The 12,048-nt window shown below is 70.8% G+C and carries 14 protein-coding genes and 1 tRNA gene; 7 read left to right on the top strand and 8 right to left on the bottom strand.

The genetic code is table 11. The features are described from left to right. The first annotated feature begins 104 nt into the window (after positions 1-104). From AOA12_RS06825 to AOA12_RS06815, 3 genes are all read left to right on the top strand, one after another. Positions 105-392 carry a WXG100 family type VII secretion target gene (locus AOA12_RS06825; RefSeq protein WP_054681392.1) on the top strand — a complete coding sequence of 96 codons (288 nt, stop codon included), beginning with the start codon at positions 105-107 and terminating at the stop codon, positions 390-392. Between the two features lie 62 nt (positions 393-454). Further along, complete coding sequence (locus AOA12_RS06820) at positions 455-718, top strand: type II toxin-antitoxin system Phd/YefM family antitoxin (RefSeq protein ID WP_054681390.1); 264 nt, start codon at positions 455-457, stop codon at positions 716-718. Then, entirely contained in the window at positions 715-1,098 is a 384-nt protein-coding gene (locus AOA12_RS06815) for a type II toxin-antitoxin system VapC family toxin (RefSeq protein WP_054681388.1), read from the top strand. Before AOA12_RS06820 ends, AOA12_RS06815 begins: the two co-directional genes overlap by 4 nt. Positions 1,099-1,286: 188 nt before the next feature. Here AOA12_RS06815 and groL read toward each other — a convergent pair whose 3' ends face one another. From groL to AOA12_RS06800, 3 genes are all read right to left on the bottom strand, one after another. Continuing rightward, a complete protein-coding gene (gene groL, locus AOA12_RS06810; RefSeq protein ID WP_054681386.1) occupies positions 1,287-2,906 on the bottom strand; it encodes a chaperonin GroEL in 1,620 nt (539 codons plus the stop codon). A gap of 114 nt (positions 2,907-3,020) precedes the next feature. Further along, positions 3,021-3,623, bottom strand: a complete 603-nt coding sequence (locus AOA12_RS06805) for a LytR C-terminal domain-containing protein (RefSeq protein WP_054681383.1) — start codon at positions 3,621-3,623, stop codon at positions 3,021-3,023. 9 nt (positions 3,624-3,632) lie between these two features. Beyond that, positions 3,633-3,926, bottom strand: a complete 294-nt coding sequence (locus AOA12_RS06800) for a DUF3263 domain-containing protein (protein WP_054681381.1) — start codon at positions 3,924-3,926, stop codon at positions 3,633-3,635. Positions 3,927-4,027: 101 nt separating this feature from the next. Between AOA12_RS06800 and msrB the strand changes: the two genes are divergently transcribed. Next, positions 4,028-4,432 (top strand): peptide-methionine (R)-S-oxide reductase MsrB, encoded by a 405-nt coding sequence (gene msrB, locus AOA12_RS06795; RefSeq protein WP_054681379.1) that lies wholly within the window; start codon positions 4,028-4,030, stop codon positions 4,430-4,432. Continuing rightward, positions 4,432-5,079 carry a nitroreductase family protein gene (locus tag AOA12_RS06790; RefSeq protein ID WP_054681377.1) on the top strand — a complete coding sequence of 216 codons (648 nt, stop codon included), beginning with the start codon at positions 4,432-4,434 and terminating at the stop codon, positions 5,077-5,079. Before msrB ends, AOA12_RS06790 begins: the two co-directional genes overlap by 1 nt. A 31-nt stretch (positions 5,080-5,110) precedes the next feature. Here AOA12_RS06790 and AOA12_RS06785 read toward each other — a convergent pair. Together AOA12_RS06785 and AOA12_RS06780 are read right to left on the bottom strand one after the other, a co-directional pair. Continuing rightward, positions 5,111-5,183: transfer RNA gene (locus AOA12_RS06785), tRNA-Thr, on the bottom strand. A 71-nt stretch (positions 5,184-5,254) separates the two neighbouring features. After that, on the bottom strand, positions 5,255-6,262 hold the full coding sequence (locus AOA12_RS06780) for a DsbA family protein (RefSeq protein WP_054681376.1): 1,008 nt from the start codon (positions 6,260-6,262) through the stop codon (positions 5,255-5,257). Positions 6,263-6,475: 213 nt separating this feature from the next. Between AOA12_RS06780 and AOA12_RS06775 the strand changes: the two genes are divergently transcribed. Next, entirely contained in the window at positions 6,476-7,579 is a 1,104-nt protein-coding gene (locus AOA12_RS06775; protein WP_054681374.1) for an ABC transporter ATP-binding protein, read from the top strand. 80 nt (positions 7,580-7,659) lie between these two features. Further along, entirely contained in the window at positions 7,660-8,967 is a 1,308-nt protein-coding gene (locus AOA12_RS06770) for a DUF4032 domain-containing protein (protein WP_156366434.1), read from the top strand. Between the two features lie 18 nt (positions 8,968-8,985). On the opposite strand, the gene AOA12_RS06765 is transcribed toward AOA12_RS06770, so the two are convergent. Genes AOA12_RS06765 through cysS form a run of 3 tightly spaced genes read right to left on the bottom strand, consistent with a single transcriptional unit; the run spans position 8,986 to position 12,047 of the window. Next, positions 8,986-9,627 carry an NAD(P)-dependent oxidoreductase gene (locus AOA12_RS06765; protein WP_054681372.1) on the bottom strand — a complete coding sequence of 214 codons (642 nt, stop codon included), beginning with the start codon at positions 9,625-9,627 and terminating at the stop codon, positions 8,986-8,988. A gap of 25 nt (positions 9,628-9,652) precedes the next feature. Further along, positions 9,653-10,657, bottom strand: coding sequence for a 23S rRNA (guanosine(2251)-2'-O)-methyltransferase RlmB (gene rlmB / locus AOA12_RS06760; RefSeq protein ID WP_054681370.1), 1,005 nt, complete (start codon positions 10,655-10,657; stop codon positions 9,653-9,655). Next, a complete protein-coding gene (gene cysS, locus AOA12_RS06755) occupies positions 10,650-12,047 on the bottom strand; it encodes a cysteine--tRNA ligase (RefSeq protein ID WP_054681368.1) in 1,398 nt (465 codons plus the stop codon). The genes rlmB and cysS overlap by 8 nt, the downstream gene beginning before the upstream one ends. Position 12,048 lies beyond the last annotated feature (1 nt).

The following is a 12,048-nucleotide window of genomic DNA, read 5'->3' as shown; positions in this document are numbered from 1 at the left end:
AGCGCGGACTCCCGGCGAGCTGTCCACCGATCGGCTCGATCACGGCTCTCGGGCCGTCCCCGTGCCCCTAGCGTGGCGGGCATCCATCTCGAAAGGAGCCTCCCATGCCCGTCTACTCCGTCGACAGCGATGCCGTCCTCGCCGCCACGAGCGCCGTGCGCGCGACGTCCGACCGCCTGCAGGCCGACACCGCGACCATGCTCGGCCAGCTCACCCAGCTGCAGAGCTCGTGGACCGGCGGCGCGTCGGTCGCCTTCCAGTCGGTCGTCGAGCGATGGCGTGCCGCACAGCGCGACCTCGACGCCGCCCTCGCCGACATCAACCTGGCGCTCACCGCGGCCGGCCAGCAGTACGCCCAGACCGAGCTCGCCGCCGCCGGCATGTTCCGATAGCCGGAGCCATGACCGACATCGCGATTGCTACGATTGCTACACCTTCGACGAGAGGAGCCATCGTGGTCCGCACCATCCCGCACCGAGAGCTGCGCAACGACTCGAGCAGGATCCTGGAGGAGGTGCGCAGCGGCGAGACGATCCACATCACCAACCACGGTGAGATCGTCGCGACGCTCGTGCCGCCGCAGACACGGCCGGCACTGACGCGACGGCCCGCCCGCACCCGCATCCCGTGGACGCAGTTCGAGGTCCCTCCCGCAGACGAGGGCGAGCTCCCGATCACGCAGGAGCACTGGGACGACGTGCGGGAGGAGAGGGGATGATCTACCTGGACTCCTCGGCGATGGTGAAGCTGCTGAGGAAGGAGCCCGAGACGGCCGCGCTGCAGGCGTTCCTCGATGACGCGGCGGCCCGACCTGCGGGCACCTCATCGCTCGCAGAGACCGAGGTGAGGAGCGCTGCTCTGCGGACCGGCCTCTCGCAGGCGCGCGTCACGCGACTGCTGGATCAGCTGGAGATCGTGGATGTCGAACGGAGCGTGTTCTCCGAGGCGGGGCTGCTGCCGGGCCGCGCGTTGCGCTCGCTCGACGCGATTCACATCGCGGTGGCGCTCCGTGAGGACTCGGACGCCTTCGTCACCTACGACGAACGGCAGGCCGCGGCGGCCGCGGCCTGCGGACTGCGCGTCGTGACCCCTGCGTGACCACGAACAACCCGCATGACCACGAACAACCTGCGTGGCCGCGAACGAACGAGGAAGGCCCCGGGCAGTCTGTGACTGCCCGGGGCCTTCCTGTGGGACGTCGGGTCTCGATACGCCGCTTTTGGCGGCTCCTCAACCGTGATACGACGTCGCGTCAACGCGGCTTGGCCGCATTGATCCGCCTCGTATCAGAAGTCCATGCCGCCCGTGGGGTCGCCCGCGGGAGCGGCCGCCTTCTCGGGCTTTTCGGCGACGACGGCCTCGGTCGTGAGGAAGAGGCCGGCGATCGACGCGGCGTTCTGCAGCGCCGAGCGGGTCACCTTGGCGGGGTCGATGATGCCCTGCGCGAACAGGTCACCGTACTCGCCGGTCGCGGCGTTGAGGCCGTGGCCGGTCGGCAGCTCCGAGACCTTGTTGGCGACGACGCCGGGCTCGAGGCCCGCGTTGAGGGCGATCTGCTTCAGCGGAGCCTCGATCGCGACGCGCACGATGTTGGCACCGGTCGCCTCGTCGCCCGCGAGCTCCAGGCTCTCGAGCGCCTTCTTGCCGGCCTGGATGAGCGCGACGCCACCGCCGGGGACGATGCCCTCCTCGACGGCCGCCTTCGCGTTGCGCACGGCGTCCTCGATGCGGTGCTTGCGCTCCTTGAGCTCGACCTCGGTGGCCGCGCCCGCCTTGATGACGGCAACGCCGCCGGCGAGCTTGGCGAGGCGCTCCTGCAGCTTCTCGCGGTCGTAGTCGCTGTCGGTGTTCTCGATCTCGCGACGGATCTGGGTCACGCGGCCCTCGATCTGCGCGTGGTCGCCGGCACCCTCGACGATGGTCGTCTCGTCCTTGGTGATGATGACCTTGCGAGCGCGGCCGAGCAGGTCGACGGTCGCGTTCTCGAGCTTGAGGCCCACCTCTTCGGTGATGACCTGGCCGCCCGTGAGGATCGCGATGTCCTGCAGCTGGGCCTTGCGGCGGTCGCCGAAGCCGGGAGCCTTGACGGCGGCCGACTTGAAGATGCCGCGGATCTTGTTGAGCACGAGCGTTGCGAGAGCCTCGCCCTCGACGTCCTCCGCGATGATCAGGAGCTCCTTGCCCTCCTGGATCACCTTGTCGACGATCGGGAGCAGGTCCTTGATGTTCGAGATCTTCTGGTTCGCGATGAGGATGTACGGGTCTTCGAAGACCGTCTCCTGACGCTCGGGGTCGGTGACGAAGTAGGGGTTGATGTAGCCCTTGTCGAAGCGCATGCCCTCGGTCAGCTCGAGCTCGGTGCCGAACGTGTTCGACTCCTCGACCGTGACGACGCCCTCCTTGCCGACCTTGTCGATCGCCTCGGCGATCAGCTCGCCGATCGACGTGTCGGCCGCCGAGATCGACGCGGTCGCGGCGATCTCATCCTTCGTCTCGATCTCCTTGGCCGAGGCCAGCAGCTCGTCGGTGATGGCCGCGACGGCCTTCTCGATGCCGCGCTTGAGCGAGATGGGGTCCGCACCGGCCGCGACGTTGCGCAGGCCCTCGCGCACGAGCGCCTGGGCGAGAACGGTCGCGGTGGTCGTGCCGTCGCCGGCGACGTCGTCGGTCTTCTTGGCGACCTCCTTGACGAGCTCGGCGCCGATCTTCTCGTACGGGTCGTCGAGCTCGATCTCCTTGGCGATCGACACACCGTCGTTCGTGATGGTGGGAGCGCCCCACTTCTTCTCGAGCACGACGTTGCGACCGCGCGGGCCCAGGGTCACCTTGACGGCGTCGGCCAGGGTGTTCAGGCCACGCTCAAGGCCGCGACGGGCCTCCTCGTCGAAAGCGATGATCTTTGCCATAAGTGTGTCGTCCCTCCCGGACGTAGGTGAGATTTAGCACTCAGATGAAGCGAGTGCTAAATCATTCTGGCACTCGACCATGCCGAGTGCAAGCCGCGGGAGGGACGAGTCTCGTCACACGGCGGGCTCGGCGCGATCGAGACCGATCACGACGACCAGCTGCCGCTGCAGGCTCTCGTCGAGCTCGGCCGTCGCCTCGTCGTCGAGGGGCTGGTACGCGTCGCTGAGCACGACCTCGGCGCCGCCGATCACCTCGGCGAGCCCGCGGGCGGCCGGAGCCGCCTCCTCATAGGGGTAGAAGACGGTCGTGGTCTCGAAGTCGGTCGCGCTCGCATAGCTCGCCTCGACCATGTCCTCCGCCCACCCCGCCGCGATGATCTGCTCACGCAGGTCGCCCGCCAGTCCGTCGGTGTCGGTCGCGTTGAGGACCATCACGTAGTACGCCGTGTCGACGACCGACTCCTCCGGAGCGGGGGGCGCCGTCGACGGCTGCCCGGTGGGCGACGCCGACGTCGACGCCTGGTCGAAGTCGATCCGCCCGGTCGCGACGAGCGTGCCGAAGACGCCGACGCCGACGAGGACGACCGTCGCCACGGCCGCCCAGAGCACGACGACGCCCGCGCGCAGACGCGGGTTCTCCGCGCGGTGCGCGCCGACGCGTCCGCCACGCGAGGGAACGTCGTCGAAGCGATCGTTCGGCTGGGGGGAAGCGGGCACCAGAGAATGCTACCCGGCAGCGCCTGGGAGTCCGGCTGTTCCGGAGAGCGCTGCGCCCGACCGGTTCCCGACGCCGGCCGCGCGTCCGCGCCGGCGGGAGTCCCGCACGCGGCGCAGCCGGTGCACCAGCACGGGGTCGTACGCGAGGGCGTCGGCGGTCTCGATCAGCCGCCCCAGCACCTGGTAGTAGCGCGCGGGCGTGAGGGACAGCTCGGAGCGCACGGCCTCCTCCTTGCGCGCGGTGTGCCCCGTCCACCGGGACTCGAAGTCCAGGAGGGCGCGGCTGCGTTCGTCGAGGGGCACGTGTCAACGGTAACGAGCGGGCGGCGTTTCGGCCGCCTGCCACGCCACGGCGTCCGGCATCCGGTTGAATAGAGTCTGGAGAGTGTCGAGGAGGTCTCACGATGAGCTATCCCGTCAGCAGATCTGATGAACAGTGGCGCGCCGAGCTCACGCCCGACCAGTACGCCGTGCTGCGCGAGGCGGCGACCGAGCGGCCGTGGACCGGCGAGCTGCTCGACGAGCACCGCGCCGGACTGTACACGTGCGCGGGCTGCGGGGCCGAGCTGTTCCGCAGCGGCACGAAGTTCGACTCCCACTGCGGATGGCCGAGCTTCTACGAGAGCGTGCGCCCCGAGGCCGTCGAGCTGATCGAGGACCGCTCGCTCGGCATGGTGCGCACGGAGGTGCGCTGCGCGGCATGCGGATCGCACCTCGGACACGTCTTCCCCGACGGATTCGGGACCCCCACCGGCGATCGCTACTGCATGAACTCGATCGCCCTGAGCTTCGCCCCCGAGGAACAGTGATGAGCAGCGACACCCTCTCCGTTGCGGCGGCGCCCGCCCCTGCGACGACCCCCGCCACGACAGCGCCCCCCGCCCCCTCACCCGTGCTGGAGGCCGTGCGCACGCGACGCTCGTGGTCGAAGGTGACCGACGAGGCGCCGACGCACGAGGAGCTGCTGGAGCTCGTCGCGGCGGCCGGCCGCGTCGCCGACCACTCGTCGCTGCGTCCGTGGCGCATCATCGAGCTGCGCGGCGACGACCGGCGCACCCTGGGCAGCGCGATCGCGAAGGCCGAGGGCGACAAGTCGCCGTCGTCGAAGCCGCTGCGCGCGCCTCTTCTCATCGCCGTCGTCGCCAGCTACCGCAAGAGCGGCAAGGTGCCGCGCTGGGAGCAGGAGGCGGTCGCGTCGGGCGTGGCGCACACGCTGAGCCTGCTGCTCGACGACGCCGGCTGGGGCGTCATCTGGCGCACGGGCGGCTACACCCGGTCGAAGGCGGTCGCCAAGGCGCACGGGCTGAAGAAGAACGAGGAGCTCCTGGGCTGGCTCTACGTCGGCCGCAAGCCCGCGAACGCGCGACGCGGATACCGCAAGCCCGTCAACGCGAGCGCGTTCGTCAGCCGCATGCCGTCGTCCGGCAAGGACAAGAGGCGCGGCAAGAAGAAGTAGCCGACGGCGCGGGCCACCGGCGCAGAGACGGTGCCGGCTACAGGACTCGAACCTGCAACCCCCGTATTACAAGTACGGTGCGCTACCAATTGCGCCAAGCCGGCAAGGGCTTCAGTCTAGCGAGCCCGTCCGCGCGGCCCGTCACCGGGTCGCTCGCCCGCCGCCGCGCGGCCCGTCACTCCGCGGGGGTCTCCTCGGGCGCGGGCGCCTCCTCCGGCGTGGGGGTCGGGGTGGCCGTCGGCGTCGGGGTGGGCGTGGCCGACTGGTTCTTGTAGAACGCCCCGCTGGCGCTCGTCAGCACGAACTGCGCGAACTCGGCGGGGTCCTCGAGGCGGCCCTCGTACTTCTGGCCGTTGACGATGATCGTGGGCGTGCCGGTGAGGGCGAGGCCGTCGGCACCGGGGATGCCGGCGACGGCGCGCTCGGTCGCGGCCTTCACCCACGACAGGTAGTCGCCCTCCTCGATGCACGCGCGCACCGTCTTCGGGTCGTCGACGCCGGAGGCCTGTGCGAGGTCGGCGAGCTCGACGTCGGAGAAGCCGTCGGAGTCGATCGCGGGCTGGTTCGCGAGCAGCTCGCCGTTGAACGTGAAGAACGTCTCGGGAGCGTGCTGCGCGACGCAGGCCGCGGCCGCCGCGGCGCGCAGCGAGTACTTCGTGCCGTTCGACTTCGCCGTCAGCATCGAGACGGGGTGGTAGCTGAGCGAGACCGCGCCGCTGTCGACCCAGGTCGTCAGCTGCTTGGCGTTGGCCAGCTGCCACTGACGGGCACCCGGCGAGAGGTAGTCGAGGTACACCTGGATCTCGACCTCGGGCGTCTCGGCGGCCGGCGTGGGCTCGACGGGGACCGTCGACTCCTCGCGCGCCAGGTCGGGCGTCGGCGTCACGGGGGCATCCGGCACGGAGACCTGATCGGACACGACCGCGGCGCCGATCGAGGTCACCGCGAAGCCGTCGCCCGTGGCCGTGCGAGGGCTCAGCTGCGGACGGTCGATCGCCGAGCCGACCGCCCAGACGACGGCGACCGCGACGGCGCCCACGGCGACGACGGCACCGGCGCCGAGCGCCGAACGACGCAGCACGCGCGTGCGCCGCTGCTTGACCCGCACCTGCTCGGCCTTCTGGCGAACGGCCTCTCGACGGTCGTGTGACGCGGGCGCGTTCGGTGATACCTCAGAAGACATCGGACCTCTTGTCGGACGAAAAGCGGTGTGGATCGGGTCCGTTCGGGGGGCGGACCGTCTCGATGGTAGCCACCCAATCTGGGAGAAACCCAGACACGGCCGGGGCACGCGTGCCATACTGAGGGCGCGCCCAATGGCGGGCGCACGGGAGCCCCCCGTTCATCCTCACTACGGATCGTCCGGCACGTACCTGCCGGTGAAGGAGAAGAAATCATGGCGTCCGTCACGTTCGACAGCGCAACCCGCATCTACCCGGGGGCCACGCGCCCCTCGGTCGACAAGATCAACCTGGACATCGCCGACGGCGAGTTCCTCGTTCTCGTCGGCCCCTCCGGCTGTGGCAAGTCCACGACCCTGCGCATGCTCGCGGGCCTCGAAGAGGTCAACTCGGGCCGCATCCTCATCGGCGACCGCGACGTCACCGACGTGCCCCCCAAGGACCGCGACATCGCGATGGTCTTCCAGAACTACGCGCTCTACCCGCACATGACGGTCGCCGAGAACATGGGCTTCGCCCTGAAGATCGCCGGCGTGAGCAAGGAGGAGCGCGCCCAGCGCGTGCTCGAGGCGGCGAAGATCCTCGACCTCGAGCAGTACCTCACGCGCAAGCCGAAGGCGCTCTCGGGCGGCCAGCGCCAGCGCGTCGCGATGGGCCGCGCGATCGTGCGCAACCCGCAGGTGTTCCTCATGGACGAGCCGCTGTCGAACCTCGACGCCAAGCTGCGCGTGCAGACGCGCACGCAGATCGCGTCGCTGCAGCGCCGTCTCGGCGTCACGACGGTCTACGTCACGCACGACCAGACCGAGGCGCTCACGATGGGCGACCGCATCGCCGTGCTCAAGGACGGCCTGCTGCAGCAGGTCGGCACGCCCCGCGACCTCTACGAGCGCCCGAGCAACGTCTTCGTCGCCGGCTTCATCGGATCGCCCGCGATGAACCTGTTCCCGGCCGACCTGGCCGAGGGCGGCGTGCGCTTCGGCACCAAGGTCGTCCCCGTCGAGGCCGACACGCTCGGCAAGGCGCACGGCTCCGAGGTGACCGTCGGCGTGCGACCCGAGGACATCATCGTCAACCCCGAGGACGGCCAGGGCCTCACCGTCGACGTCGACCTCGTCGAGGAGCTCGGCGCCGACGGCTACCTGTACGGTCACACCGAGATCAACGGCAAGCGCACCGACATCGTGGCGCGCGTCGACGGCCGCCGTCACCCCAACGCGGGCGAGCGCGTGATCCTCGCCCCGGTCCCCGGCCACGTGCACGTCTTCGACCTCGGCTCGGGCGAGCGGCTGACCGACAAGGCGATCGCCGCGGCCTGATCGTCGTTCACGCCACGAGCGCGGCGCGGGAGGTTCCACGAACCGCCCGCGCCGCGCTCGGTCATCCGGGAGGAGAGACCGTGCCGCAGTCGCTGACGATCACCGCGAGCAGCATGGATGCCGGACTGCTGACACTCCCCTGGCAGACGTCGCTGGCCGAGTGGCCGAGCGACACGATCGTGTCGCTGCCCAAGGGCATCTCGCGGCACCTCGTGCGCTTCGCGAGCCTGTCGGGGCGCGTCGTCGCCGTCAAGGAGACGACATCCGAGATGGCCCGGCGAGAGTACGACATGCTGGGCTCGCTCGCGCGCCTCGACGTCCCGTGCGTCGATCGCGTCGCGGTCATCGACGGGCGCCGCACGGCGGAGGGCGAGCCGCTGCCCGCGGCGCTGGTGACGGCGCACCTGCGCTTCTCGCTGCCGTACCGCGCGCTCTTCAACCAGGTGCTGCGTCCCGACACCGCGACGCGGCTCGTCGACGCCCTCGCCGCGCTGCTCGTGCGGCTGCACAACGTCGGGTTCTTCTGGGGCGACGTGTCGCTGTCGAACACGCTGTTCCGGCGCGACGCCGGCGAGTTCGCCGCCTACCTCGTCGACGCCGAGACCGGCGAGCTCTACGACGCGCGCCTGACGGCCGGCCAGCGCGAGCACGATCTCGACGTGGCCCGCACCAATATCGCCGGCGAGATCATGGACCTGGAGGCGGGCGGGCGCCTGGAGGGCGGCATCGACGCGATCGCGATCGCCGACGGCCTGGTGAGCTCCTACCACTCGCTGTGGGGCGCGCTCACCGACCTGGAGACCTTCGACGCGCGCGACACGTGGCGCATCACAGAGCGCGTGCGGCAGCTCAACGATCTCGGCTTCGACATCGACGAGATGTCGATCGAGACGACCTCCGACGGCGCGACCGTGTCGATCCAGCCGAAGGTCGTCGACGCGGGCCACCACCAGCGGCGCCTCCTGCGACTGACGGGACTCGACGTCGAGGAGAACCAGGCACGCCGGCTGCTCAACGACATGGACGAGTTCCGCGCGCGCGTCTCACGACTCGGCTCCGACGAGGAGATGGTGGCGCACGAGTGGCTCACGCGCGTGTTCGAGCCGGTCGTCAAGGCGATCCCGTTCGACCTGCGGGCGAAGCTGGAGCCCGCGGAGGTGTATCACCAGGCCCTCGAGCACCGCTGGTACATGTCTCAGGAGCTGAACCGGTCGGTCTCGCTCGCCGAGGCGCTCTCGTCGTACGTCGACACGGTGCTGCGGCATCGCCGCGACGAGGCGACCGTGATGGGCCCGCCGACCGAGACGACCTCGCTGACGCTGTCCGACATCGCCGACGCCGACGTCGAGCCCGACACCGGGAGCATCGACTGGCGCGATCTGGTGTGATCGGGATACCGATCCGGGTCAGTACCCGACGGTGAACCGCTCGCGGTGGTGCCGGGGCGTCTCGATCTCGTCGAGCACGGCGACCGCGAGGTCGGCCCCGGAGATGAACGACTCCCCCGCCTCGTCGACCACGAGCACGTCGCCGCCGTCGCGGTAGGAGCCCGTGCGCTCGCCCGGGTTCCAGGCGCCGAAGCCGCCCGCGGGGTGCACGTAGAACCAGTCACGCGGGCTCGCCGAGGCGCGCAGGTCCTCGAGGATGCCGTAGGCCTCCTGCGCCTCGGGCTTGTACTCCTCGGTGAACTCGGGCGTGTCGAGCAGGCGCGGGCCGCCGGGGGCCGCGAGGCTGCCGCCGGCGCCGCCGATGACGCCCACGCGCACGTCGTCGGGCAGCACCGAGAGCAGTGCCTGCACGCCCGGGCGCACGAAGCCCAGCATGTCTCCGCGCGGCGCGATCGCCGACACGAGAACGTCGACGCCCTCGAGCTCGGCGGCCAGGCCCGGCACGTCGAGCAGGGTGCCCTCGACGTACGTCGCGCCCTCGACGCGCTCGGCCGGGAGCGACCGCGCGACCGAGACGACCGTATGGCCGCGGCGCACGGCCTCGGCGACGATGTGGCTGCCGGCGTAGCCGGTGCCGCCCAGAACTGCGATGCGTGCCATGTCGATTTCCTCTCGATCGTGTCGGTCAGTCCTGCGGGCCGCGCAGCGTGGCGACCTGGTAGAGCGCGACGGATGCCGCGATGCCCGCGTTCAGCGACTCGGTCGCCGCCGAGATCGGGATCGACACGATCTGGTCGCACGTCTCGGTGACCAGTCGCGAGAGCCCCTTGCCCTCCGAGCCGACGACGATCACGACGGGGCGATCGGCCAGCTCCAGAGCGGGCAGCGACACGTCGCCGTCGCCGTCGAGCCCCAGCACGAACACGCCCTGCTTCTTGAACTCCTTGAGCGTCGTCGTGAGGTTCGCGGCGATCGCCACGGGAATGCGCGCCGCGGCTCCCGCGCTCGTCTTCCACGCGGCCGAGTTCACGCTCGCCGAGCGGCGCTGCGGGAGGATGACGCCCTGGCCGCCGAACGCGGCCGTGGAGCGGATGATGGCGCCGAGGTTGCGCGGGTCGGTGACGCCGTCGAGGGCGACGAGCAGCGGGAGCGCGCCGCGCTCGGTCACCTCCTCGAGCAGGTCCTGCGGGTGCGCGTACTGATACGGCGGCACCTTGAGCGCGACGCCCTGGTGCACGCCATCGATGCCCGCCATGCGGTCGAGCTCGGGGCGGGTGACCTCGAGCACGGGGATCTCGCGGTGCGTCGCGATCGACAGCATCTCCTTGACCCGGTCGTCCATCTCGACGCGCTGCGCGATGTAGAGCGCGGTCGCCGGGATCCTCGTGCGCAGCGCCTCGAGCACGCTGTTGCGGCCCGTGACCGTCTCGGTGTCGTCGGAGCCCTTCGCGCGCTGCAGGCGGTTCGGGTTCGAGCCCGCGGGCCGCGGGCCGGGCCGGCCCTTGCCGCCCGCTGCGGCATAGCGCTCCTGCGCCGCCTTGCGCTTGCCGGCGACGTGCCAGCTGCGGTCCTCGGCCTTGGGCGTCGGGCCCTTGCCCTCGAGCGACTTGCGGCCGTGGCCGCCCGTGCCCTTCTGAGGGCCCTTCTTCCCCTTGCCCTTGCTCGCGCCCGGGCGTCCTGGTCTAGCCATCGTTGATACTCCAATGCGTCCCGTCGGGACCGTCTTCGAGGACGATGCCGGCCGCCGCGATCGCGTCGCGGATGCGGTCGGCGGCCGCCCAGTCCTTGTTCGCGCGCGCCTCGGCGCGCTGGGCGATCATCGTCTGCACGAGGGCGTCGAGCGCGGCATCCGCCGCCCCGGCGATCCCTCCGCTGCCGGCGAGTTCGTCGAACCCCAGTGCGCGGATCATCGCGTCGACCTCCGTGAACGCGGTCCAGGCGTCCGCGGTGCGGCCCGCGTCGATCGCGGCGTTGCCGCGACGCACCGTCTCATGCATGACCGCGAGGGCCTGCGGAACGCCGAGGTCGTCGTCCATCGCGGCCTCGAACGCCTCCGGCAGGATCCCGATGCGCGTCTCGTCCGGCGCGCCGGGCAGGGTCCGCCGAACGCGCGCGATGAACGTCGCGATGCGCTCGAGCGCCGCCTCGGCCTCGTCGAACGACGACGCCGACACGTCGAGGCTCGACCGGTAGTGCGCGGCGGCGAGCGCATAGCGCACGACGAGCGGCGCGCGCTCGGCGAGGAGATCGGCCGCGAGCAGGAAGTTGCCGAGCGACTTCGACATCTTCTGATCGCCGACCGTCACGAGGCCGTTGTGCACCCAGTACCGGGCGAAGCCGTCGCCCGCCGCGGCCGACTGCGCGAGCTCGTTCTCGTGGTGCGGAAAGCGCAGGTCGAGCCCGCCGCCGTGGATGTCGAACTCGGGGCCGAGGTAGCGGCGCGACATCGCGGAGCACTCGATGTGCCAGCCGGGCCGGCCGGGGCCCCACGGCGACTCCCACGTGGCCGACGCGGGCTCGCCCGCCTTGGCCGCCTTCCACAGGGCGAAGTCGCGGGGATCGCGCTTGCCGGGCTCGGCGTCGCCGGAGGGCTCCATGGCATCCGGTCGCTGGTTCGTCAGCGCGCCGTACTCGGGCCACGACCGCACGTCGAAGTAGACGCTCCCCTCGACGGCGTAGGCGTGGCCGGCGTCGATGAGCCGCGCGATGAGCTCCTGCATCTGCGGCACGGATGCCGTCGCCCGCGGCTCGTAGGCGGGCGGCAGGATGCCGATCGCGGAATACGCCGCCGTGAACTCCAGCTCCATGCGGTACGCGAGCGCCCACCACGGCTCGGCGTCGGTCGCGTTCTGCAGCACCTTGTCGTCGATGTCCGTCACGTTGCGCACGAGGGTGACGCGTCCGAAGCGGCGCGCGAGCCAGCGGTGCAGGAGGTCGAACGACAGCGCGCCGCGCAGATGTCCGATGTGCGGCCCCGACTGCACGGTCGGGCCGCAGACGTAGATCGTGACGTTCTCCGGGTCGAGGGGCACGAAGTCACGCAGTGCCTGCGCCTTGGTGTCGTAGAGCCGGATCTTCACC

Origin of the sequence: Microbacterium sp. No. 7 (assembly GCF_001314225.1) — a bacterium.
Classification (GTDB): Bacteria; Actinomycetota; Actinomycetes; order Actinomycetales; family Microbacteriaceae; genus Microbacterium.
The sequence above is the reverse complement of the archived record's forward strand: the minus strand, read 5'-3'. Positions and strand labels throughout refer to the sequence as shown.

Bases quoted from the DNA above. Each gene is read 5' to 3' on its own strand.
- AOA12_RS06825 (WP_054681392.1), top strand. From the start codon at position 105: ATGCCCGTCTACTCCGTCGACAGCGATGCCGTCCTCGCCGCCACGAGC.
- AOA12_RS06815 (WP_054681388.1), top strand. From the start codon at position 715: ATGATCTACCTGGACTCCTCGGCGATGGTGAAGCTGCTGAGGAAGGAG.
- groL (WP_054681386.1), bottom strand. From the start codon at position 2,906: ATGGCAAAGATCATCGCTTTCGACGAGGAGGCCCGTCGCGGCCTTGAG.
- msrB (WP_054681379.1), top strand. From the start codon at position 4,028: ATGAGCTATCCCGTCAGCAGATCTGATGAACAGTGGCGCGCCGAGCTC.
- AOA12_RS06790 (WP_054681377.1), top strand. From the start codon at position 4,432: ATGAGCAGCGACACCCTCTCCGTTGCGGCGGCGCCCGCCCCTGCGACG.
- AOA12_RS06780 (WP_054681376.1), bottom strand. From the start codon at position 6,262: ATGTCTTCTGAGGTATCACCGAACGCGCCCGCGTCACACGACCGTCGA.
- AOA12_RS06775 (WP_054681374.1), top strand. From the start codon at position 6,476: ATGGCGTCCGTCACGTTCGACAGCGCAACCCGCATCTACCCGGGGGCC.
- AOA12_RS06765 (WP_054681372.1), bottom strand. From the start codon at position 9,627: ATGGCACGCATCGCAGTTCTGGGCGGCACCGGCTACGCCGGCAGCCAC.
- rlmB (WP_054681370.1), bottom strand. From the start codon at position 10,657: ATGGCTAGACCAGGACGCCCGGGCGCGAGCAAGGGCAAGGGGAAGAAG.